Source organism: Shewanella sp. (assembly GCF_047975355.1).
Taxonomy (GTDB): domain Bacteria; phylum Pseudomonadota; class Gammaproteobacteria; order Enterobacterales; family Shewanellaceae; genus Shewanella.
Genome location: NZ_JBKEDJ010000055.1, coordinates 37,226 through 57,857 on the forward strand (window position 1 = coordinate 37,226; position 20,632 = coordinate 57,857).

General features: G+C 46.5%; 22 protein-coding genes. 3 read left to right on the top strand and 19 right to left on the bottom strand.

Annotated features, from left to right (window positions below; all coding sequences use genetic code 11):
- Nucleotides 1-15: 15 nt before the first annotated feature.
- From tyrA to ffh, 7 genes are all read right to left on the bottom strand, one after another.
- On the bottom strand, nucleotides 16-1,155 hold the full coding sequence (tyrA, locus tag ACK5NH_RS14710; protein WP_416921227.1) for a bifunctional chorismate mutase/prephenate dehydrogenase: 1,140 nt from the start codon (nucleotides 1,153-1,155) through the stop codon (nucleotides 16-18).
- Nucleotides 1,156-1,216: 61 nt separating this feature from the next.
- Nucleotides 1,217-2,308 (bottom strand): 3-deoxy-7-phosphoheptulonate synthase, encoded by a 1,092-nt coding sequence (locus ACK5NH_RS14715; protein ID WP_416921229.1) that lies wholly within the window; start codon nucleotides 2,306-2,308, stop codon nucleotides 1,217-1,219.
- A 298-nt stretch (nucleotides 2,309-2,606) separates the two neighbouring features.
- Nucleotides 2,607-2,960 (bottom strand): 50S ribosomal protein L19, encoded by a 354-nt coding sequence (gene rplS / locus ACK5NH_RS14720; protein ID WP_006080791.1) that lies wholly within the window; start codon nucleotides 2,958-2,960, stop codon nucleotides 2,607-2,609.
- Between the two features lie 34 nt (nucleotides 2,961-2,994).
- On the bottom strand, nucleotides 2,995-3,741 hold the full coding sequence (trmD, locus tag ACK5NH_RS14725) for a tRNA (guanosine(37)-N1)-methyltransferase TrmD (RefSeq protein WP_416921232.1): 747 nt from the start codon (nucleotides 3,739-3,741) through the stop codon (nucleotides 2,995-2,997).
- 15 nt (nucleotides 3,742-3,756) lie between these two features.
- Nucleotides 3,757-4,287 (bottom strand): ribosome maturation factor RimM, encoded by a 531-nt coding sequence (rimM, locus tag ACK5NH_RS14730; protein ID WP_011717865.1) that lies wholly within the window; start codon nucleotides 4,285-4,287, stop codon nucleotides 3,757-3,759.
- A 20-nt stretch (nucleotides 4,288-4,307) separates the two neighbouring features.
- Nucleotides 4,308-4,556, bottom strand: coding sequence for a 30S ribosomal protein S16 (gene rpsP / locus ACK5NH_RS14735; RefSeq protein WP_011071566.1), 249 nt, complete (start codon nucleotides 4,554-4,556; stop codon nucleotides 4,308-4,310).
- A 218-nt stretch (nucleotides 4,557-4,774) separates the two neighbouring features.
- Complete coding sequence (gene ffh / locus ACK5NH_RS14740; RefSeq protein ID WP_416921235.1) at nucleotides 4,775-6,148, bottom strand: signal recognition particle protein; 1,374 nt, start codon at nucleotides 6,146-6,148, stop codon at nucleotides 4,775-4,777.
- A gap of 289 nt (nucleotides 6,149-6,437) precedes the next feature.
- Between ffh and ACK5NH_RS14745 the strand changes: the two genes are divergently transcribed.
- The 3 genes from ACK5NH_RS14745 to ACK5NH_RS14755 all read left to right on the top strand — a co-directional run bounded on the left by ACK5NH_RS14745 (nucleotide 6,438) and on the right by ACK5NH_RS14755 (nucleotide 10,381).
- Nucleotides 6,438-7,226 (top strand): cytochrome C assembly family protein, encoded by a 789-nt coding sequence (locus tag ACK5NH_RS14745; RefSeq protein WP_416921237.1) that lies wholly within the window; start codon nucleotides 6,438-6,440, stop codon nucleotides 7,224-7,226.
- A gap of 101 nt (nucleotides 7,227-7,327) precedes the next feature.
- Nucleotides 7,328-8,599 carry an HlyC/CorC family transporter gene (locus ACK5NH_RS14750; RefSeq protein WP_416921239.1) on the top strand — a complete coding sequence of 424 codons (1,272 nt, stop codon included), beginning with the start codon at nucleotides 7,328-7,330 and terminating at the stop codon, nucleotides 8,597-8,599.
- Nucleotides 8,600-8,962: 363 nt separating this feature from the next.
- Nucleotides 8,963-10,381 carry a hypothetical protein gene (locus tag ACK5NH_RS14755; RefSeq protein WP_416921241.1) on the top strand — a complete coding sequence of 473 codons (1,419 nt, stop codon included), beginning with the start codon at nucleotides 8,963-8,965 and terminating at the stop codon, nucleotides 10,379-10,381.
- 47 nt (nucleotides 10,382-10,428) lie between these two features.
- Here the strand turns inward: ACK5NH_RS14755 and ACK5NH_RS14760 are convergent, their stop codons facing one another.
- The 12 genes from ACK5NH_RS14760 to rpoE form a co-directional block, all read right to left on the bottom strand.
- Nucleotides 10,429-10,950 (bottom strand): DUF962 domain-containing protein, encoded by a 522-nt coding sequence (locus ACK5NH_RS14760; protein WP_249555985.1) that lies wholly within the window; start codon nucleotides 10,948-10,950, stop codon nucleotides 10,429-10,431.
- 170 nt (nucleotides 10,951-11,120) lie between these two features.
- Complete coding sequence (acpS, locus tag ACK5NH_RS14765; protein WP_416921243.1) at nucleotides 11,121-11,504, bottom strand: holo-ACP synthase; 384 nt, start codon at nucleotides 11,502-11,504, stop codon at nucleotides 11,121-11,123.
- Complete coding sequence (gene pdxJ, locus ACK5NH_RS14770) at nucleotides 11,504-12,241, bottom strand: pyridoxine 5'-phosphate synthase (protein ID WP_133178708.1); 738 nt, start codon at nucleotides 12,239-12,241, stop codon at nucleotides 11,504-11,506. Before pdxJ ends, acpS begins: the two co-directional genes overlap by 1 nt.
- 89 nt (nucleotides 12,242-12,330) lie before the next feature.
- Nucleotides 12,331-13,032, bottom strand: a complete 702-nt coding sequence (gene recO, locus ACK5NH_RS14775; protein ID WP_416921245.1) for a DNA repair protein RecO — start codon at nucleotides 13,030-13,032, stop codon at nucleotides 12,331-12,333.
- 49 nt (nucleotides 13,033-13,081) lie between these two features.
- On the bottom strand, nucleotides 13,082-14,113 hold the full coding sequence (era, locus tag ACK5NH_RS14780; RefSeq protein WP_416921247.1) for a GTPase Era: 1,032 nt from the start codon (nucleotides 14,111-14,113) through the stop codon (nucleotides 13,082-13,084).
- On the bottom strand, nucleotides 14,110-14,790 hold the full coding sequence (rnc, locus tag ACK5NH_RS14785) for a ribonuclease III (RefSeq protein WP_011717872.1): 681 nt from the start codon (nucleotides 14,788-14,790) through the stop codon (nucleotides 14,110-14,112). Before rnc ends, era begins: the two co-directional genes overlap by 4 nt.
- Before the next feature lies 1 nt (nucleotide 14,791).
- Nucleotides 14,792-15,709: a signal peptidase I gene (lepB, locus tag ACK5NH_RS14790; protein ID WP_416921250.1), complete on the bottom strand. Its 918-nt coding sequence runs from the start codon at nucleotides 15,707-15,709 to the stop codon at nucleotides 14,792-14,794.
- A 179-nt stretch (nucleotides 15,710-15,888) separates the two neighbouring features.
- Entirely contained in the window at nucleotides 15,889-17,679 is a 1,791-nt protein-coding gene (lepA, locus tag ACK5NH_RS14795) for a translation elongation factor 4 (RefSeq protein WP_416921252.1), read from the bottom strand.
- Nucleotides 17,680-17,846: 167 nt separating this feature from the next.
- The gene (locus tag ACK5NH_RS14800; protein WP_416921254.1) at nucleotides 17,847-18,320 is read right to left on the bottom strand and encodes a SoxR reducing system RseC family protein; all 474 of its coding nucleotides are present in this window, start codon (nucleotides 18,318-18,320) and stop codon (nucleotides 17,847-17,849) included.
- A gap of 11 nt (nucleotides 18,321-18,331) precedes the next feature.
- Nucleotides 18,332-19,264: a MucB/RseB C-terminal domain-containing protein gene (locus ACK5NH_RS14805; RefSeq protein WP_416921256.1), complete on the bottom strand. Its 933-nt coding sequence runs from the start codon at nucleotides 19,262-19,264 to the stop codon at nucleotides 18,332-18,334.
- Between the two features lie 12 nt (nucleotides 19,265-19,276).
- Complete coding sequence (locus tag ACK5NH_RS14810; RefSeq protein ID WP_416921258.1) at nucleotides 19,277-19,897, bottom strand: sigma-E factor negative regulatory protein; 621 nt, start codon at nucleotides 19,895-19,897, stop codon at nucleotides 19,277-19,279.
- A gap of 26 nt (nucleotides 19,898-19,923) precedes the next feature.
- Nucleotides 19,924-20,502 carry an RNA polymerase sigma factor RpoE gene (gene rpoE / locus ACK5NH_RS14815; protein ID WP_011623604.1) on the bottom strand — a complete coding sequence of 193 codons (579 nt, stop codon included), beginning with the start codon at nucleotides 20,500-20,502 and terminating at the stop codon, nucleotides 19,924-19,926.
- Nucleotides 20,503-20,632 lie beyond the last annotated feature (130 nt).

The following is a 20,632-nucleotide window of genomic DNA, read 5'->3' on the forward strand; positions in this document are numbered from 1 at the left end:
CTAACTCATTTATTATCAGTTGGTTTTCATATCATTTACCGATTGCAGCATCATGCGGCTTTCGCGCTGAAACTGTGGCGCAAAATCACCAAACCACTTAGCAACCGTTTGGAACTGGCTGATAAACGCGTCCCTATCGCCCCGTTTTAACAGCTCTAATGCTTCGCGATAGTTATCCAAATAATCGCCAATCGCATGCTGGCTATCCTGCTGGGCAAAAATAATATCGGCATAAAGCTCTGGGCTTTGGGCGAATAAGCGCCCCACCATGGCAAGTTCTAAACGATAGATAGGCGAGCTAAATTGCAGCAGGGTTTCAATATCCGCCTCTTCTTTGCAAAGATTCAACCCATAGACAAAGGTTGAGAAGTGGCGCATCGCCTGTACCAATTGCATCGCACTATCGTGGCGCTCAGGCTCCGCCTCGACAATCCGGGCCCCCCAAATCCCAATTTGCTCGAGCAACCATTGGTATTTATCGGCTTCGCGTCCGTGACACACCACCACGACCTGCTTAGCCAAACTGCCGACATCTGGGCCAAACATGGGATGAAAGCCAACGACAGGCCCCTTGTGAGCGGCCAACATGGCATTCATCGGTTCTGTCTTGATTGAGGTTAAGTCGGCTAAAATACATTCCTGCGGTAATTGGGTGAGTTTTTCACGGATAAGGTCGCAGGTAATGGCGATAGGCACAGTCACCAATACCAATCCTGCGTCGGCAAATAAGGTTTCCGCCTGCTGCCAATCGTCTTTATCAAGCACTTTGACCTGATAACCCGAGAGCGTCAGCATTTGTTGAAACAGTCCGCCAAGTTGGCCCTTACCACCGACAATCACGACCAAACCGAGATCATTTTTCACTTGCTTAAAACCGACATCCTTCTCGTTGAGGTAGGATTCACGCATCAAGCGGCGCAAAATATCTTCAATCAATTGCGGCGCTATGCCCATGGTTTTCGCTTCTTCGCGGCGTTTTGCGAGCATTGCTGCTTCACGTTGCGGCGCATAAATCGGCAGTCCTGCGGCGTGTTTAACTGTCCCCACCTGTGCGACTAAATCTAAGCGTTTGCGCAGTAAATGCAGCAATTGCTGGTCGACACCATCGATGAGGCCGCGAAGGTGTTCTAATTCAGTTGTGGTTTTTTCGTTCATCTTATCAGTCCACTACACACCTAAAGTTAGGTTTTTAAACATTCGGCTCTTAAGATTGCTCTTAAGCATTGGCCACTTTGAGCATATCGAAACGCGTTGGTAATACCGAAGATAACTTCGATGCGCCCGCACGTAAAACGCTTTCGGTTTTTTCCCAATTAATACAGGAGTCTGTCACAGAAACCCCGTAGGCCAGTTCGCTTAATGGTTTATCACAACTTTGATTACCTTCGTTTAAATGACTTTCTAGCATTACGCCAATAATGGACTTATTGCCGTTGTAGATTTGTGAAAAAACATCTTCACACACAGGGACTTGCCTGGTGTAATCCTTAGAGGAATTGCCATGGCTGCAATCAATGATAAGGCGAGCATTGAGTTTAGCCTTATGTAGCTGCTCCTCACATTCGGCGACGCTAGCCGCATCGTAGTTAGGCACTGCGCCGCCACGGAGGATCACATGCCCATCGGGATTTCCCGCAGTTTGCAATAACGCTACTTGACCCTGTTGGTTAATCCCCATAAATCGGTGGCTGCTGGCCGCCGATTTAAGCGCATTAATTGCCACATCAAGCTTTCCGTCGGTACCATTTTTAAAACCAACGGGCATAGATAAGCCCGACGCCATTTCCCTGTGTGTTTGCGACTCAGTAGTGCGAGCACCAATGGCCGACCAAGTTACTAACTCTGAGATGTACTGTGGGCTGATAGGATCGAGCGCTTCGGTTGCGACTGGCAGTTCGAGTTCGGCCAACCAAATCATCAGCTCACGAGCCATCTTTAAGCCCTTCTCGACATCGAAGGACTCGTCCATATCGGGATCGTTAATCATGCCCTTCCAACCCACTGTGGTGCGTGGCTTTTCAAAGTACACCCGCATTAGGATGTAAAACTCATCGCTGAGTTCATCGTGTAATTTTTTAAGCTTTAAGGCATATTCCTTGGCGGCATCGATATCGTGGATAGAACAAGGTCCAGTGACGATAAGCACGCGGTTATCGCGCTTATGAACAATATCCGCCACGGTTTTGCGTGCATTGAGGATATAACGATACGCGTGCTCAGAGAGTGGCAGAGTCGCTTTTAGCTCCTGCGGTGTAATTAACACTTTCTCTGAACTAATGTGTACGTTATTGATCGTATCCTGTTGCATGCTTACCACCTAAAACTTAAGTCATATACCCACTTTAATCAGGAGCCTGAGTCTCAAACCGCTGCGGGGAAGAATAAATAGCCGAGGCCAGAATGTAATATCGTAATGATACACCATTACAATAAGAGACCAATATGCCTATTAATTGACAGAAGATCAAGGAAGAATTTAACAAATTCGGCATTTAGCCCGAAACGCACTCAAAATGGCTAAAAACACAAACTTCAGGCAACAAAAAACCGCCACGAGGGCGGTTTTCTGTGCGAACACTACGTCTTGTTTTCTGTAGCGGGTACTATTACTTAGTAGCCAGCTTTTCACGGATACGTGCAGATTTACCTGAACGATCACGTAAGTAGTACAGTTTGGCGCGACGAACGCGGCCACGACGCTTAACTTCAATGCTAGCGATCAGAGGGCTGTGCGTTTGGAATGCACGCTCAACACCTTCGCCATTAGAGATTTTACGTACTGTGAATGCAGAGTGCAGACCACGGTTACGTTTAGCAATTACAACGCCTTCGAAAGCCTGTAAACGCTCTTTATCACCTTCTTTAACACGAACCTGAACTACTACTGTATCACCAGCACCAAACGCAGGTACGTCTTGTTTCATTTGCTCATCGTTGAGCATTTTAATGATGTTGTTCATAACTTACTCCGTTCTAGAATTAACTGAGCTACGACTAAGCATTCTTGTCCATTGCTTCAACGAACTGCGCTAAAAGAGTCGATTGTTCGTCAGTCAGAGCTAGATTTTCAAATAATTCTGGCCGTCTTAGAAAAGTCCTACCAAGGCTTTGCTGCAAACGCCAGAGTCTAATTTGTTCGTGGTTGCCACTTAGCAGTACTGCGGGTACATCGAGTCCATCCAGACTTTCAGGGCGCGTGTAATGAGGACAGTCCAGTAAACCGTCGGAGAAAGAATCTTGCTCCGCCGAAGCTTGTTTTCCTAGCACGCCAGGAACCAATCTCGATACTGCATCTATCAAGGTCATAGCAGGTAATTCGCCGCCCGAAAGCACGTAATCCCCAACCGACCATTCTTCATCCACTTCCGTTTGAATGATGCGTTCATCAATACCTTCGTACCGACCACACACCAGAATCAACCGGGATGATTTAGCCAACTCAGTGACGCCTTGCTGATCCAGCTTGCGTCCTTGAGGTGACAAGTAAATCACCTTTGCCTCTTCGCCTGCCGCCGCTTTCGCAGCATGGATGGCATCGCGTAAGGGTTGCACCATCATCAACATTCCGGGACCACCGCCGTAAGGCCTGTCATCTACCGTACTGTGTTTATCATGGGTGAAATCGCGAGGATTCCACGTGTGCAACTCAAGCAGACCGTTCTTCACGGCACGACCCGTAACCCCAAAGTCTGTTACGGCACGAAACATTTCTGGGAACAGGGTTATTACCCCTAACCACATATGTTGTACCTCGACTTAAAAGTCAGGATCCCAATCCACTAAAATCTGTTTACCTTGGACATCCACCTTTAGGATGAATTGCCCTGGGACAAAGGGAAGCATACGTTCCACTTTGCCGAAGCTATCTTTCGCATTGGCTTTCACTAAGAGCACGTCGTTCGAACCGGTTTCCACGATTTGGTCGACAACGCCCATGTTATAGCCATTGGTATTAATCACTTCACAACCGATGAGGTCACGCCAATAGAACTCGTCTTCTGGCAAATCGTTCATCTGCTCTGGCAGGATCCCAATTTCGCAATTGGTGAGCATTTGTGCTCGCTCCCGCGTGGTGACACCTTCAAGCTCGGCGACAACCGCCTTGCCTTGGTAACGCCACTGAATGACTTTTACTTCACGCCATTCACCATTTTCTTTAATAAGCCAAGGTGAATAGTCAAAGATACCTTCAACAGAATCGGTATAGGCGGTGATTTTCAGCCAACCTTTAATGCCATGACAGGAGCCTAATTTCCCCAGTACGACTGGCTGTTGGTTACTGCTCATCAATCTATACCTTAACGCTATTAAGCAGCTGCTTTAGCGTCTTTGATCAATTTTGCTACGCGATCAGTTGTCGCAGCGCCGTTCGCAACCCAGTGCTCAACGCGAGCTAGGTCTAAACGTAAAGTTTCTTCTTGGCCACGAGCCAATGGGTTGAAGAAACCAACACGCTCAATGAAACGACCGTCACGAGCGTTACGGCTGTCAGCAACAACGATGTTGTAAAATGGACGCTTTTTAGCGCCACCACGAGCTAAACGAATGGTAACCATGCGTTTTCAATCCTCTAATGATTTGCTTGAAGCAAAAATAAAAACTGGAACCCCGTGTTCGCGAAGAGTCCCAGATAGAAAGCCGGAAGATTTTACCTGACTTTTCAACGAATGCAACCAAATCTGGCGATTATTAAACCTGCCCAGTGATTGCACGCCTCATTTCAAATAGAATCAACCAACTGATAAAACATCAACTTTGATGAAAATCGCCAGAATTAACGGCCAGGAAATTTCATGCCGCCAGGCATCATGCCACGCATTCCGCGCATCATCTTCTGGATGCCGCCCTTGGCCGACATCTTTTTCATCATCTTTTGCATTTGGGTAAACTGTTTCAATAAACGGTTCACGTCTTGAATTTGCGTACCAGAACCCGCAGCGATCCGGCGCTTACGTGAACCCTTGATTAAATCGGGGTTTTTGCGCTCTTTCGCCGTCATTGAGTTAATGATGGCTTCCATTTGACGGGTCATTTTACCGTCTTGGATTTGCGCTAGGGCATCCGGTGGCAATTGACCCACACCGGGCAGCTTTTCAATCATGCTCATCATGCCGCCCATGTTTTTCATCTGCTGTAGCTGCTCGCGGAAATCTTCGAGATCAAAACTTCCGCCCTGCTTCACTTTGGAAGCCAGCTTCATCGCCTTGTCTTTATCGACACCGCGCTCAACTTCTTCGATAAGCGACAATACGTCGCCCATGCCGAGAATACGTGAGGCGATACGGTCTGGATGGAAAGGCTCTAGGGCATCGGTCTTCTCGCCAACACCGAGGAATTTAATCGGTTTGCCGGTAATGTGACGAATTGATAATGCCGCACCGCCGCGCGCATCACCGTCGACCTTAGTTAAAATCACACCGGTGAGCGGCAGCGCTTCGTTAAAGGCTTTGGCCGTGTTTGCCGCGTCTTGACCTGTCATGGCATCGACCACAAACAGTGTCTCAATCGGTTTAACCGCCGCGTGCAGCGCCTTGATCTCATCCATCATGGCTTCATCGACGTGCAGACGACCTGCGGTATCGAGGATCACCACATCGATAAATTTAAGTTTGGCATGGGCAATGGCCGCCTTGGCGATATCGATTGGCTTTTGGCTCACATCCGATGGGAAGAACTCCACATCGACTTCGGTCGCTAAGGTTTCAAGCTGTTTAATCGCCGCAGGACGGTAAACGTCAGCACTGACTACTAATACCGATTTTTTATGGCGCGTACGCAGCAGCTTACCTAATTTGGCAACGCTGGTAGTTTTACCCGCACCTTGAAGACCCGCCATCATCACCACAGCTGGCGGCTGAGTGGCTAAATCCAGAGCTTGGTTTGCTTCGCCCATGGATTTTTCAAGTTCATTTTGAACAATCTTAATGAAGGCTTGACCAGGACTTAAGCTCTTCGCCACTTCCTGACCAACGGCACGTTCTTTTACATTGTTAACGAATTCACGCACCACAGGCAGGGCAACATCGGCCTCCAGCAGCGCCATACGCACTTCGCGCAGGGTTTCCTTAACGTTTTCTTCGGTTAAGCGACCACGGCCACTGATATTTTTCAGCGTGCGTGACAGTCTGTCGGTTAGATTCTCAAACATCGTCCAGCTCTATACCTTTAGGATCTCGATTAATGAGTTGTATTATAACGATGCGGACGCATTATGCTACTGCTATGCCCTACTTGCGTTAACTTCGGCAACTAACCTGCTTTAGGTCATATTTTGCGATTCGCCTACGACATATTTACGTCTAACAATAAGAATCTGCTAAATTTTGCAACTTATGTCACTGCCCATTTGCCGACGGCTCATGTTATTCTAGGCAAAATATTGATCTGTATGCCCCATTTTCAAGGCACCACTAACAACACGAATAGGTTAATTACCCATGGTCATTTTTTCTGCCTCAGCCATGTTTTTTTATTGCATCGCATTGGTATTAGTGACAAGTCGACTGTTTCATCCTGAAGGTCCTAATCGTAAGGCCGTTGCCGGTGTAGCCGCCATCGCTGTGATTTTACACGCTGCCGCCCTTTCTCAGGCGATATTTACGACCGACGGACAAAACTTCAGTCTGACCAATGTGATCTCGTTAGTGAACTGGATTATCGCCTTCACCTTTACTGTGATGATGTTTAGGTTAAAGGTGATTGTCGTCGTGCCCGTGGTTTACGCCTGTTCGGTGCTCTCTGTAGCCCTGCTATGGTTATTACCTCCTAAATTTATCACTCACTTTGAGCTTTATCCTGAAGTCTTAGCCCACGTAGTGCTATCACTTATGGCCTACAGCGCCTTGATGATCGCCGCCCTGTACGCAATTCAGCTGGCGATGATCCAAAATAAACTCAAGAAGAAACAATTGATGTTAAGCCCTGGCATTCCACCGCTGATGACGGTAGAAAAGCAGCTCTATCATCTTGTGATTATTGGGGTCATTTTACTGAGTTTATCCCTCTCCACCGGATTTATCTTCCTCGATGATATGTTTGCCGATGGCAAAGGCCATAAGGCGATTCTGTCTATCATCGCGTGGTTTGTGTACATCGCCATGCTGTGGCAACAGTATTGGGTCGGCTGTAGAATTCGCACCGCGGTCATTTACACCTTAACGGGCGCGACCTTGTTATCCTTAGCTTATTTTGGCGCTCGGATTGTCAAAGAGTTAATTCTTAGTTAATAATTTCAAGTCAGCTTAGGCGCTTATTCCCTGAGCTGACTTGACACTCCGTGTATTTCTCGGTATCAACTTAAGCTTATCGGCCTGATTGGAGCCTATTTTTGGACGCTATATCGACAAGCGCACTCCTCATTTTCTTACTAGTGCTTATCCTTTGTTCTGCCTACTTTTCAGGTTCTGAAACCGCCATGATGACTCTTAATCGCTATCGGTTAAGACATCTCGCCTCAAACGGCCATAAAGGTGCGATACGCGCCCTTAAGCTACTCGAACGTCCTGACCGCTTAATTGGCTTGATTCTGATAGGTAATAACCTGGTTAATATTCTCGCCTCCGCCATTGCAACCATTATCGGGATGCGCCTTTGGGGCGATTTAGGTGTCGCAGTCGCCACAGGAGTGCTGACCTTAGTCGTTTTGGTCTTTGCCGAGGTCACCCCCAAAACTATCGCCGCCTTGAACCCTGAACGCATTGCCTTCCCATCGAGTATTTTACTTATTGGTCTATCAACGATTTTTGCCTATGTCGTCACCAGCGTTAACTGGATAACCACAGGCATACTGCGCCTCTTCGGCATCAAAACCATCAGCAGCAGCGATGCACTTAGCCAAGAAGAGTTAAGGACGGTCGTCCATGAGGCTGGCGCCTTGATCCCCCAGCGCCACCAAGAAATGTTGTTATCTATATTGGACTTAGAAAAAGTCACCGTAGAAGACATCATGGTGCCGCGCTCTGATATTTACGCGATTAACGTCAACGATGACTTTAAATATATCAATCGCCAAGTGATCCAAAGTCCACATACTCGTGTGCTGGTTTACCGCGATACCATTGACGATGCCGTCGGCTTTATTCATCTGCGTGATGCACTGCGCCTGCAATCAAAAGAACAGTTCAGTAAATCCTCATTGCTACGTGCGGTAAAAGAACTCTACTTTATTCCCGAAGGAACACCGCTCAATGTGCAATTAGCCAACTTCCAGCACAATAAAGAGCGCATCGGCCTAGTGGTCGATGAATACGGTGATATACAAGGGTTGGTCACACTCGAAGATATTCTCGAAGAAATTGTCGGTGACTTCACCACCTCAATGCTGGCCACGCCGAGTGAAGATATCACCGCCCAGCAGGATGGGAGCTATTTAGTGGATGCCAGTATCACTGTCCGTGATTTGAATAAAGAAATGAAATGGGACTTCCCAACCGATGGCCCCAAAACCCTCAATGGCCTGATCTTAGAATATTTAGAGGATATCCCCGCCGAAAACACTAGCCTTCGCCTAGCGGGTTATCCATTAGAAGTGATTGAAGTTGCTGACAATATGGTCAAAACTGTACGTATCATTCCACAGCATTATCAGTCTCAAAAGTAACCAGATTACCTCTCAACGCCAAATGCGGGGGGGGGATTTAATCCTTAGCAAATAGCTCGCAATACCACTTACGGCCTAAATACCATCAGTTATAATGGTATCTAGGCCGTCTAAACAGTTTTTAATATCTTTTCAATATGTTAGAGATTTTAAAGAGAAAACTCTAACTACCTTCTATTCACTTTTTAATTTGTCTTTTGTTTACGCGTCAATTTTCTCTAAACGCCACCTTCGCCTAATCGTAGGAATGCCCCATAGGGAATAACAAGCTTGCAACAAGATTAAATCTTTGATAGTAAATAAACTTAACTGCATAGTTTTAATGCTGCTCCCACGATACGATTAAACTCTCAAGGATGAAACATGTTTAAATACTCAGTTTTCTCATTCATTCTATTTTCGTCCTCCTTTACTTTGGCAGCAGACGGTCTTCCTCTAATTCTGGATTATTATCCAGACTGTGAATACAAAGTAATAATTACAAAAAATAACAACTACACATATGAACTAGATGAAAATGAACTCTTAGAAAGTAAAGACGCTAACATAACGTCATTTGATGGAAGATATCTAGAAAAGATGCTATCAAGCATTCAACAAGATGCGAGATTACAAGGCTCCGACGCTATTATTATTGAAAAAATTAACCTTGGTATTTTTGAGAGTAAACCCATTAAGAATAAAGTATATGTTAAGAAATTTAAAATTCTCACCACCGTGAAAAATATCAAGCTATGCCAAGATCGAAGTTTAACAACGAAACCTACGCCGTATAACAGTAGAGGTCAGCAGATTATACAAAAGACCGAAGAGGTTAATGTAGAATTTGCAAGCAACGTCAGTCAATATAAACAAGCAGAAAACCACCTTGCTCCAGCTGCGAATGTTACATTAAATCGTGCTTATGGCTTAAGTTCTGGTGAGCCTGAATCATCTATAAACCAACTGATGGGGCCAGAGAGCGTAAAATTGTCTATGCTGGACGGTTCAACAGCGTATGTTTACGGCAGGACGCTATGGATTTATGCAAAAAACAGCCAGATTGTTAGGATCGATAAAAACCAGAGCATTCTAAATAATCATGGTAATAATATGATTGAGCCTAGTGATAATTATGACCAAGACAACTGGATTATCGATGGCAAGATACAATTTAAAGATAAGCTAGCGCAAATACTGTCGCTAGAGAAAATAGAACAAGAAGGCAACGATTATCGCCTCGATGGAAAAAACAATAAGCTAATATTGCACTTCGAAACCTTCAGTTTAAACAATAAACATGAAACAGCAGAGATGTTAACTGGATTTTCGTTTGTTCCACGAGAAAACAGCGCCAAGCGTACTTCGATAAATTTCAATGAATTTGATGACAATAAAATAAAACAAATCATCTCAAATAAAAACGAGGATGAATTTATCCTAAGCCCCTCTCAACTTGCCAACATTATAAAAATACCCAATCAGGTTGACTCCTCACGCAGTGAGCAATGGGTCATCGCCACTGAAAATATTCTCCTCGGCATTAATGATATTGAGGCAAGAAAAGTCAGTAAAATTCGATTTACAGAGTCACTAACGAGAAACCAAAACAAAGACGAATTTATGAAAACGTTGAAAAACTACAACGTTCCTATCACTAAATCTGATTTCTTATCAAAAAACCAAGAGTCGGAAGATAATTTTGAACAAGTATTTTACCGAAAAGGCAATGTCTCACTCACAGCAACATTCGAGTCAGAAGATATGAATGCACAGCTAATAGATTTACTTATTGAGTTGTAAATGATTAGCCGTGCAGCTCCCATGACAAAAGGCTATAAAACTAGAAACTACACTTTTTTGCTATCGAGTGCTCGGCGCTTCTCGATAGCAATAGGTGTAATCTCAGCATCTAACTCCTTTTCTAAACCCAAGATAAAATACACTTCGGCCATTAAGAAGAACGGACCAATTAGCAGTTGGTTTAAATCGTCCACAAAAGCGGGTTTAGCCTTCTCGTATTGATGGCCAATCAACTGAAAAATCCATCCCACGATAAATACCGATATAGCCAACCAGAAGGCGTTGGGAGAGTCAGCCATTAGCTCTGTGGTATAAACGACGGGGGCGATAAATAAAGCTAGGCCAATCGCTAACTTTGCGTGTAAGCGAAAGTAATAAACCAGCACTCCTGCCCCTAAAATCACACCTAAACTCACATCACCCGCGCTGCCAAGTGGAATACGGATAGTCGCCAGCAATAGGAAAGCAGACCATATAATCAATGGAATACCTACGAAATGGGTAAGTATATTGCGCTGATTTAAATGCACACTCTTATAGGTTGATAGCTGCTCTACGGCGGATTTCATCTGGGGCTCCTTTTGCTGTGTCCCTGCAAATTAGTGTCTAGATACCACTTTTGACCTAACCTAGCCCAAAAATGCGAGACTGAACAGTAAAAAGTAACAAAAATGTTGCTAGGTATTTTAAGCAATAAAAAAGGGAGCTAAGGCTCCCTTATATCGTACAAGGTTAGAAACTAGCGAGATTCGAGGATAACCGTCGCAATAGCGTAGGATTTTTCATCCGCGATTGATATGTGCCCGACCACGCCGTTGAGCAAAGCTAAACGCTGCTGCGCTCCTTCCGCAAAATCAATCGTCGGCGCACCATCGGGCGTATTCCCAATGTGGATATGCTGAAAAGATACCCCTCGACCAATCCCCGTCCCCAAGGCTTTAGCTGCGGCCTCTTTAGCGGCAAAGCGTTTAGCCAAATAGCGGCTCGGTTGGCTATGCTGTTGATATATATCGAACTCAGCCTCTGTCAGTACACGTTTTGCCAGCTTATCGCCGGAACGTGCCACATGGGCGGTGATACGCTCGATTTCAACTATGTCAGTGCCAAGCCCAACGATTGCCATTATTCGCCTCGACGACCTTCTAACATCAGCGCTTTCATGTCTTTAACCGCTGTCGCTAAGCCATCAATGGCCGCACGCGCGACAATGGCATGGCCAATGTTGAGTTCATACAGCTCTGGGATCGCCGCAATCGGCTTAACATTGTGATAATGCAGCCCGTGGCCCGCATTCACGACTAAGCCTTTGCCATGGGCGTATTTCGCCATTTCGCTGATACGCGCAAGCTCTTTGGCCTCTTCCTCAGCTGTTTTAGCGTCGGCATAGCAACCGGTATGGATTTCGATAAGTGGCGCGCCAGAGGCGACGGCGGCATCGATTTGCGTCTTATCGGCATCGATAAACAGTGACACTTGGATACCATTGGCGGCTAAACGGCTTACCGCGGCAGTGATTTTATCTAGTTGACCAGCCACATCTAAACCACCTTCGGTCGTCACTTCTTGACGTTTTTCAGGGACTAAGCAAACGTAGGTCGGTTTGACTTCGCAGGCGATGTTGAGCATTTCTTCTGTCACGGCACACTCAAAGTTCATCCGCGTCTTTAAGGTTTTTGCCAGCAGATACACATCGCGGTCGATAATATGACGTCTGTCTTCCCGTAAATGAATCGTGATACCGTCGGCACCCGCATGCTCGGCAACCGCCGCTGCATGGACAGGATCGGGATAACTGGTGCCGCGAGCCTGACGCAGGGTCGCAATATGGTCGATATTAACACCCAATAAGATACGGCTCATCGGGAACTCCTTTATGTTTGTAAGGCTAGAATTAACGCTGATTTGCGCCCTATTGTACTGGGACAGACAGTAAAAAACAGGAGCTAGGGCTAATTATTCCCATCTCTGTTAGAGGCTCTCGCTTGAATAAATAGCTGCCGACTCACCAGCGGCTTGTTTCCGAGCAAGGGTTGCAGCATAGAGCGCATCAATCGTTTGGCCTCTAAAAACTGCTCTTGTAACAATTGATTATCGTTAAGTGCGGTTAACATCGCGCCTTGATAGGTATGCTTTGCCCTGCTGTTCAACACAAATTGAAAGCCAAGTTCTGGCACAAGCTGATAGTAATGTTCAGGGATCAGCGGTTCGCCCTGAGTATCGCGGATAAGGGATGGCATAGCCCCGAGTTCCCGCAAGAGCGCCAGCTCAAGGTAGCGCAGCTTCGACTCACAAAACTGCGCCGCGAGCCCGACCAAGGCTTGATGGTAGATGAGGAATAACGCCTCGGCATTATGGTGAACCGACAGAGTGCGCATCAGCAACTCATTGATATACATGCCGGCATACAGGCTATAACCCGATAAAGGCACGGCTGGCGCGGCCGCTTCAATTTGGCTGATGTTTTTGAGTTCAGACTTGCCGCTAAATTCAAAAATCAGCGGCTGAAAGGGTTGGAGAATACTTTTGATGGAGCGTTTACCGCTCCCGACTCGCGCGACGGCATCGACACGACCAATACCGTCAACCAAGAGATTGACCAGCGCGCTAGACTCCCGGTAAGGCCGATGATGCAAAACATACCCCCGTTTCATCGGTCAGCGCGCTCGTTCATAATCAGGCTCGGCCTATCATCAGTAACGATTAATCGTCACCGTAGCCTAAGCTTCGCAGGGCGCGTTCATCATCGGCCCAACCGGATTTGACCTTCACCCACACTTCGAGGAACACTTTGTTATCAAACAAGGTTTCCATATCGAGGCGCGCTTGCGTGGCGATGGTACGAATGCGCTCACCTTTGCTACCAATCACCATCCGCTTTTGGCCTTCGCGCTCAACCAAGATCAGGGCGTTGATTTGATAAACGCCGTTTTCCATCATCTTAAACTGCTCGATTTCAACCGTCGCATCGTAGGGTAATTCATCACCTAAAAAGCGCATCAGTTTTTCACGGACAATTTCAGATGCCATAAAACGCTGCGAACGGTCGGTCACATAATCTTCAGGAAAGAAGAACGGATTCTCGGGCAGCGACTCTGCCGCCATATCTAAAATGCGCTTAACGTTGGTGCCTTTGCTGGCCGAAATCGGCAGAATTTCATCGAAGGGGTACTTCTTGGCCACTTCTTCCAGATAAGGGAAAAGGGCTTCTTTGTCTTTGATATTATCGACTTTGTTGATGGCTAAAACGGTTTTACGCTCTTCACCGCCACGGCGAAGTTTACTTAATACCATCTCATCATCGGCGGTCCATGTCATACCATCGACCACAAAAATCACCATAGACACATCGGCAAGCGAACTCGCCGCCGCGCGGTTCATCAAACGGTTAATCGCGCGCTGCTCTTCAATATGCAGGCCAGGCGTGTCGATAAACACGATTTGGCGTGGACCATCGGTATGGATACCCATGATGCGATGACGCGTCGTTTGCGGCTTTTTCGAGGTAATACTGATCTTTTGCCCAAGCAATCGGTTCAGCAGAGTCGATTTACCCACGTTAGGGCGGCCAATAATGGCCACCATGCCACAGTAGGTCACATCATAGTGAACAGACGGCGCCGCCGCGCTCGCTGCATTCATCCTTGCCAGTAATTCATCTAAGCTCGGCTCATTGCTCGCGTTAGCGTTAGCGTTAGCGGCATCGACAGCTGGCAAGTCTGTTTTTTTGGTCATTTCTTCAGTAACTCCAATACTTGAGCCGCAGCAATCTGTTCGGCTTTGCGGCGCGAACTCGCTACGCCAATCACGCTTTCGCTCAAGTCATCTATACGACATTCAACAGTGAATGTTTGATCGTGAGCATCGCCTTCTATGTTGATTACTTGGTAATCGGGTAGCGGCTTCTTTAACCCTTGTAAATATTCTTGCAGTAAGGTTTTAGCGTCTTTTTGATTCACACCGGGTTGGATCTCGGCCAAACGCTCGGCGTACCAATGCAGTAATAACTTACGGCACACTTCGAGATCGGAATCTAAGTAGATTGCGCCGATAATCGCCTCGACCGCATCGGCCAAGATGGATTCACGTCTAAAACCACCGCTCTTTAACTCACCAGGGCCTAAGAATAAATAATCCCCAAGCTTGAAAGCCTTAGCAATCAAGGTGAGCGTATCACCACGCACTAAGGTGGCGCGCATCCGGCTCAGGTCACCCTCAGTCGCCTTAGGAAACTGATGGTATAAGGCGTCAGAAATCACAATCGATAAAATCGAATCGCCTAAAAACTCTAAACGCTCGTTGTGCTTATTTGCCGCACTTCTGTGGGTCAATGCTTGGGTGAGGAGATCAATATTCTTGAACTCATAGCCCAAAGTACGACACAAACGTGGCAAATTTTTAATCGGTTCCATACTAGTGAATTCCACCTACTCGTTCAAAACGTACTCCACTTGGCACCCAAGTTGGCAGGAAGTCGGCTTTAGAACGGTCAAACTCAAAACTGATCCAGATAGCGACCGCTTTACCCACAAGATTCTCTTCAGGGACAAAGCCCCAGAAACGGCTGTCGGTACTGTTATCGCGGTTGTCACCCATCGCAAAATAATGGCCTTCTGGCACCAGGAACTCACCCGCTGGTAAATTCCCTTCACGCTTGAAGTATCCCAGCATATCGGGGCGGCTTGGATTGATTAAAATATCGTGGGCAACTTCACCAAGTTGCTCTTTAAAACGGATTAATGGCACACCATCTTGGCTGAAATCACCGCGGCTGATTTCGGTACGCGCCACCAGTTCTGGCTCAAGGCAATTGGTTTGCTCTACGCCACAGGCTTTTTGGATCATTAACTGCTTGTTACGGTAGATAATCCGATCGCCAGGTAAACCCACAACGCGCTTGATGTAGTCAATCTGAGGGTTCTCAGGGTATTTAAACACAATCACATCGCCACGTTTTGGCTCGCCCGTTTCAATCAGTTTAGTGCGCCATACGGGATCTTTTAGGCCATAGCTAAACTTTTCCACCAGAATAAAGTCACCCACTAACAGGGTTGGCATCATAGAGCCTGAGGGAATTTGGAATGGCTCATAAATAAACGAGCGCAGGATCAACACGAAGGCTATCACAGGGAAGATAGAATGCGCGGTTTCAACCACAGTGGGCTCGCGGATGATGTTGTATTCAGCTTCCTCAGTTAAATTAGCCTGCGAAGCCTTGGCTAAGGCTAAGCTTTCGCGGCGTTTAGGCGCAAATACCAGCACATCGATTAACCAGATCAACCCTGAAATCAGGGTGACTAGCACTAAAATAATGGAAAAATAGGCTGCCATTGCTTATTGAACTCCTGCCTTGAAATGTAAAGATCCAAACTCAGCGACTATTGTATTTCGACTCGCGAACTTTAGTTAACTTACCGTATTTCTAAAAAAACACCACAAAACATACGATAAGCTAAGTAAAGCGCCGCAAACTGCGGCGCAATAATAGCTAAATTGTGTTATCTCGAGTGTTACTCGTTTAACTTAAGTACCGCTAAGAACGCCTCTTGCGGCACCTCAACGTTACCCACTTGTTTCATCCGTTTCTTACCCTCTTTTTGTTTATTCAAGAGTTTCTTCTTACGGGAAACGTCACCACCGTAACATTTAGCCGTTACGTCTTTACGTAGGGCTTTTACGGTAGAACGGGCAATAATTTGGCTGCCGACAGCGGCTTGAATCGCGATATCAAACATCTGACGTGGGATCAGTTCTTTCATCTTCTCAACCAGCGCTAAACCACGGTGACGAATGTTTGAACGGTGAATAATCATCGCCAATGCGTCTACGCGGTCGCCGTTGATCAGAATGTCTAAGCGCACCATGTCCGCAGGATCGAAGCGGATGAAGTTATATTCTAACGATGCATAACCACGGCTGGTCGATTTTAAGCGGTCGAAGAAGTCCATTACCACTTCAGCCATCGGCAGATGGTAAGTCACGGCCACTTGATTACCGTGGTAAACCATGTTCACTTGGGTACCACGTTTTTCGATACACAATGTAATCACGTTACCTAAGTATTCTTTTGGCACCAGAATGTTAGCTTCAACGATTGGCTCACGCTTCTCTTCGATGTTGTTAATCGCCGGCAAGTCTGCTGGGTTATCAACATAGACGGTTTCACCACTGGTCAACAGCACCTCATACACTACGGTTGGTGCCGTCGTGATAAGGTCAAGATCGTATTCACGCTCTAAACGCTCTTGAATGATTTCCATGTGGAGCAGGCCTAAATAGCCAATACGGAAACCAAAACCCAGGGCTGATGAACTTTCAGGTTCGAAGAACAATGACGCATCGTTGAGGCTGAGTTTGTTCAGCGCATCACGGAAGTTTTCATATTCGTCGGTCGAAATCGGGAACACACCAGCGTAAACCTGAGGCTTCACTTTCTTAAAGCCAGGTAATGGCTTTTCAGCGCCATGCTTAGCTAGCGTCAAGGTATCACCCACTGGTGCACCGTGAATTTCTTTAATACCCGCGATAACGAAACCTACTTCACCGGTTTTCAGCTCAGTTTTATCGGTTTGTTTTGGCGTGAAGATACCGACGCGGTCTGCAGTGTGGTTTTGGCCGGTAGACATTACCTTGAACTTGTCGCCTTTCTTCAACACGCCATTTTTGATACGCACTAAAGAAACAACGCCTAAGTAGCTGTCAAACCAAGAGTCGATAATCAGCGCCTGCAGTGGCGCGTCTGGATCGCCCTCTGGCGGCGGAATTTGCTCAACGATGACTTCTAATACATCGTCAATGCCCACACCTGTTTTTGCCGAACAACGCACTGCGTTCATTGCATCAATACCCACTATGTCTTCAATCTCAGCGGCTACGCGCTCAGGATCGGCTTGGGGTAAATCGATTTTGTTCAGGATAGGCACTACGTCCAGATTCATATCCAACGCGGTGTAACAGTTAGCGAGCGTCTGAGCTTCAACGCCTTGACCCGCATCAACCACGAGCAGCGCGCCCTCACAGGCGGCTAATGAACGAGATACTTCATAGGAAAAGTCAACGTGACCTGGGGTATCAATAAAGTTAAGTTGGTAGGTTTCGCCATTTTTGGCTTTGTATTCCAACGTCACGCTCTGCGCCTTGATCGTGATACCGCGCTCACGCTCTAGATCCATAGAATCAAGAACTTGCGCATCCATTTCACGATCGCTTAACCCGCCGCAAACCTGAATAAGACGATCTGATAGCGTCGATTTACCATGGTCGATATGGGCAATAATTGAGAAGTTTCTAATGTGTTTCATTATGCTGCTATGACTAATACTGAAAAATGGATACGGTTCAAAGGTGCGAAATTGTACCTGATTGCGGTTTCAATACCAATCAGATTCACTCATAGTTCTCTTTAAGTCGAAAAATGCAGCCTTCAGCGAGAGTTTTTTGCCAGATTAAAATCAATAACAACATGAAATTAAACGGGTAATTTTTCTAAACTGATCTCTGAACCTAAATAAGCCAAAATCACAGGTTGGGAATCTACTTCGAGTTGTTTTGCCTTGTGTTTTCCAAACAACCAAGCAACTATCGCCCCTAAAGCGGCAAACGCTATCACACTGAGATCCGAATTAATTTCCAACAAACCTGCGAAAAACTGACCGAATACGGCGCCCGCAAATAATCCGAGGAGCGGCATCAAATAAACCAATGCTGCCGCTTTAAGGACCACACTCTCTGGCAGACCGAGTTTTAGCAGTTCACCAACCTCGCAGGCGCGTTCACTTTGAATAGAGAATTGTTGTGTCTTTGCCGAAAAAGCCTGAGCAACCGCCGAAGTACCGCAAGACTCGCTGCTACTGCAGCTCTTACAGGTACTTTTAAGCTCTACCTCAACGGTCAGCCAACCTTGATTATCGCAGGCGACAACCCGCGCCACTTCTTCCATCATGATAAGAGGCCTTATTCTAACATCAGACTTTTGGCGATACGGGCTAAAGTTTCTGTCGGCACTTTACCCACAGCAACTACTTCGGCATTACCGACTTTTTCAGCCACCAAAGACAGGCCATTGCGAGTGATTAACTCCTCAGGAAGTGGAGCCGAGCCTGCTCGTGCGACATAGACAGAAATATTGGCTAAGCCGTCGGTTAACGCAATATATTCAACCGCTTCATGGCTGCCAATTAAGCGGTGGTGATCACGCACTACCACGCTAAATCCTGCCGGCAGCCAAGAAAATTGCCAATTCTGCCCATCCTGGCGCTCAGCCTGATCGATGACAGCTGGCCATTCCTGCTTGTAGGCTTCCTGCAGAATCGATGGCGGCTCATTTAACTCAATCAGCTCAATCACCATCAGCTGTTCAAGTAATTGTTTATCTTGAGTCAGCATGTCGTATCTCAGCGGCAGATAGGTGTCCATATCCAGCCAAATTTGGAAACCATAACGGTATTCGTCATTGGGCAGTAAACGGATCATTTGCCCTGGACGACCCGCAATGCGCGTACGACCACCGAGTACAAACTGATAACCCACTTCTAAATCACTCATCTTTGACGAGAAAGCCGCAGGCCAAACGCCCTGAATATGATTAGAAAAGATGCTGTAGGCAGGTTGATCGTGCTCGATAAAGGTGACTCTGTTTCCCACTCTGACCGCATTTTTCGGTGGGCCATTGAGGTACTCAAGAAAGGCAACTTCCTGATTATTTACCTTACCGTGAAGATAAACCAAAGGCCGAATGTGATCGGCCTGAAGTTGTATAATAGATGCTTTAAATTCTTTTTCTTTTAAAGCCTGGCTCATTTTCTCAAGCCAGACTTTGGCAGGCATATCTTCCTGCGCCACTGCAGGGAATACCAAGGCTAATAAAGCCAACAGGATTAGACGCAAGCTAACTCCTTACTACTGATTGACAGGAACGGGGATAACCTCGCTATTGTCTTCTACAACGGCACCCGTATTCAATCGTTGTTGCAACATATGATCCTGAATATATGTATTAATTCGACGACGTTGCTCGTTCATTTGATCATTAGTGTAGCTCTGATTTTGCTGCACAGGGCCAGTCTGTAAGCTCACCGGAGAAGCACTACCAATCAGTGGACGAGTAATGAGTACTGGCGATGGCGACGCGGCATCATCGACGGTTTGGTTGAAGTTCTGTACGCCTACGATGGCGAACATTGCTACAGTCGCTGCAATCGCGTACTGACCAAACTGCTTGAATAAAGGCACAACACGGCTTTTTTCAGCGTTAACCACTTGCTGCGGCGCTGTTGTGACTTCAGGCGCGGTAACTTGAGGCGAGACAATGGCAGGCTCAAGTTCTATTGCAGCCGCAATACTGGCGGAAAGGTCTAACGCCATAGTCTGGGGTAACTCGCCCCGCATAGCATCGCCTATCAAATGATAGTTACGCCACTTATTATGTGAATGCGTATCGGCAGCAAGTTCTGCCATAGTCTGCAAATCTGTCTCTCCATCGACAGCGGCAGATACCCATTCTTGACCTAATTTATCCATTGTTCACCTGTCTAAATTTAAGGGTGTTACTCTTCCAGCAATGGCTGAAGTTTTTTATCAATTGCTTCACGGGCACGAAAGATACGAGATCTAACGGTACCCACAGGGCAATCCATGATGATGGCAATATCTTCGTAACTCATCCCATCGAGTTCACGCAACGAAATCGCCATACGTAATTCTTCTGGCAAGGTCTCTAATGTCTCGAAAACCACTTTTTTGATTTCGTCAGATAACATTAGTCGCTCTGGGGAGGCAAACTCCTTTAGCGCGTCACTACCTTCATAGTATTCGGCATCCTCTGCATCCACATCATTTGCAGGCGCTCTGCGCCCCTGTGACACGAGGTAATTCTTAGCCGTGTTTACGGCTATGCGGTACAACCAGGTATAAAACGCACTTTCTCCGCGAAAGTTTGGCAAAGCTCGATAAGCTTTGATAAACGCTTCCTGTGCCACATCGGTAACGTCGGCTTGGTTACGCACATAGCGTGAAATCAAGCTCACTACTTTACTCTGATATTTAAGCACCAACAGGTTAAAAGCGTTTTTATCTCCCCGTTGTACGCGCTCAACTAATTGTTGATCACTTATTTGTCCACTCATCCGAGCCGACTTCTCCCAAATCTAAAATGCTGATTTCTCAGTCGCTCGAATCATATTCACTTATGTAGACTAGCGTGCTTTGAAAAAGTTCTAAGAATTATACAAAAAAAGTAAGGTTAAAAGGAAAGTA

Coding starts and splice junctions, on each gene's coding strand:
- ACK5NH_RS14715 (WP_416921229.1), bottom strand. CDS start 2,308: ATGCAACAGGATACGATCAATAACGTACACATTAGTTCAGAGAAAGTG.
- ACK5NH_RS14755 (WP_416921241.1), top strand. CDS start 8,963: ATGTTTAAATACTCAGTTTTCTCATTCATTCTATTTTCGTCCTCCTTT.
- acpS (WP_416921243.1), bottom strand. CDS start 11,504: ATGGCAATCGTTGGGCTTGGCACTGACATAGTTGAAATCGAGCGTATC.
- lepA (WP_416921252.1), bottom strand. CDS start 17,679: ATGAAACACATTAGAAACTTCTCAATTATTGCCCATATCGACCATGGT.
- rpsP (WP_011071566.1), bottom strand. CDS start 4,556: ATGGTTACCATTCGTTTAGCTCGTGGTGGCGCTAAAAAGCGTCCATTT.
- lepB (WP_416921250.1), bottom strand. CDS start 15,709: ATGGCAGCCTATTTTTCCATTATTTTAGTGCTAGTCACCCTGATTTCA.
- trmD (WP_416921232.1), bottom strand. CDS start 3,741: ATGTGGTTAGGGGTAATAACCCTGTTCCCAGAAATGTTTCGTGCCGTA.
- ffh (WP_416921235.1), bottom strand. CDS start 6,148: ATGTTTGAGAATCTAACCGACAGACTGTCACGCACGCTGAAAAATATC.
- ACK5NH_RS14745 (WP_416921237.1), top strand. CDS start 6,438: ATGGTCATTTTTTCTGCCTCAGCCATGTTTTTTTATTGCATCGCATTG.
- rnc (WP_011717872.1), bottom strand. CDS start 14,790: ATGGAACCGATTAAAAATTTGCCACGTTTGTGTCGTACTTTGGGCTAT.
- recO (WP_416921245.1), bottom strand. CDS start 13,032: ATGAAACGGGGGTATGTTTTGCATCATCGGCCTTACCGGGAGTCTAGC.
- rpoE (WP_011623604.1), bottom strand. CDS start 20,502: ATGAGTGGACAAATAAGTGATCAACAATTAGTTGAGCGCGTACAACGG.
- ACK5NH_RS14810 (WP_416921258.1), bottom strand. CDS start 19,897: ATGGATAAATTAGGTCAAGAATGGGTATCTGCCGCTGTCGATGGAGAG.
- rplS (WP_006080791.1), bottom strand. CDS start 2,960: ATGAACAACATCATTAAAATGCTCAACGATGAGCAAATGAAACAAGAC.
- ACK5NH_RS14800 (WP_416921254.1), bottom strand. CDS start 18,320: ATGATGGAAGAAGTGGCGCGGGTTGTCGCCTGCGATAATCAAGGTTGG.
- tyrA (WP_416921227.1), bottom strand. CDS start 1,155: ATGAACGAAAAAACCACAACTGAATTAGAACACCTTCGCGGCCTCATC.
- pdxJ (WP_133178708.1), bottom strand. CDS start 12,241: ATGAGCCGTATCTTATTGGGTGTTAATATCGACCATATTGCGACCCTG.
- era (WP_416921247.1), bottom strand. CDS start 14,113: ATGACCAAAAAAACAGACTTGCCAGCTGTCGATGCCGCTAACGCTAAC.
- ACK5NH_RS14760 (WP_249555985.1), bottom strand. CDS start 10,950: ATGAAATCCGCCGTAGAGCAGCTATCAACCTATAAGAGTGTGCATTTA.
- rimM (WP_011717865.1), bottom strand. CDS start 4,287: ATGAGCAGTAACCAACAGCCAGTCGTACTGGGGAAATTAGGCTCCTGT.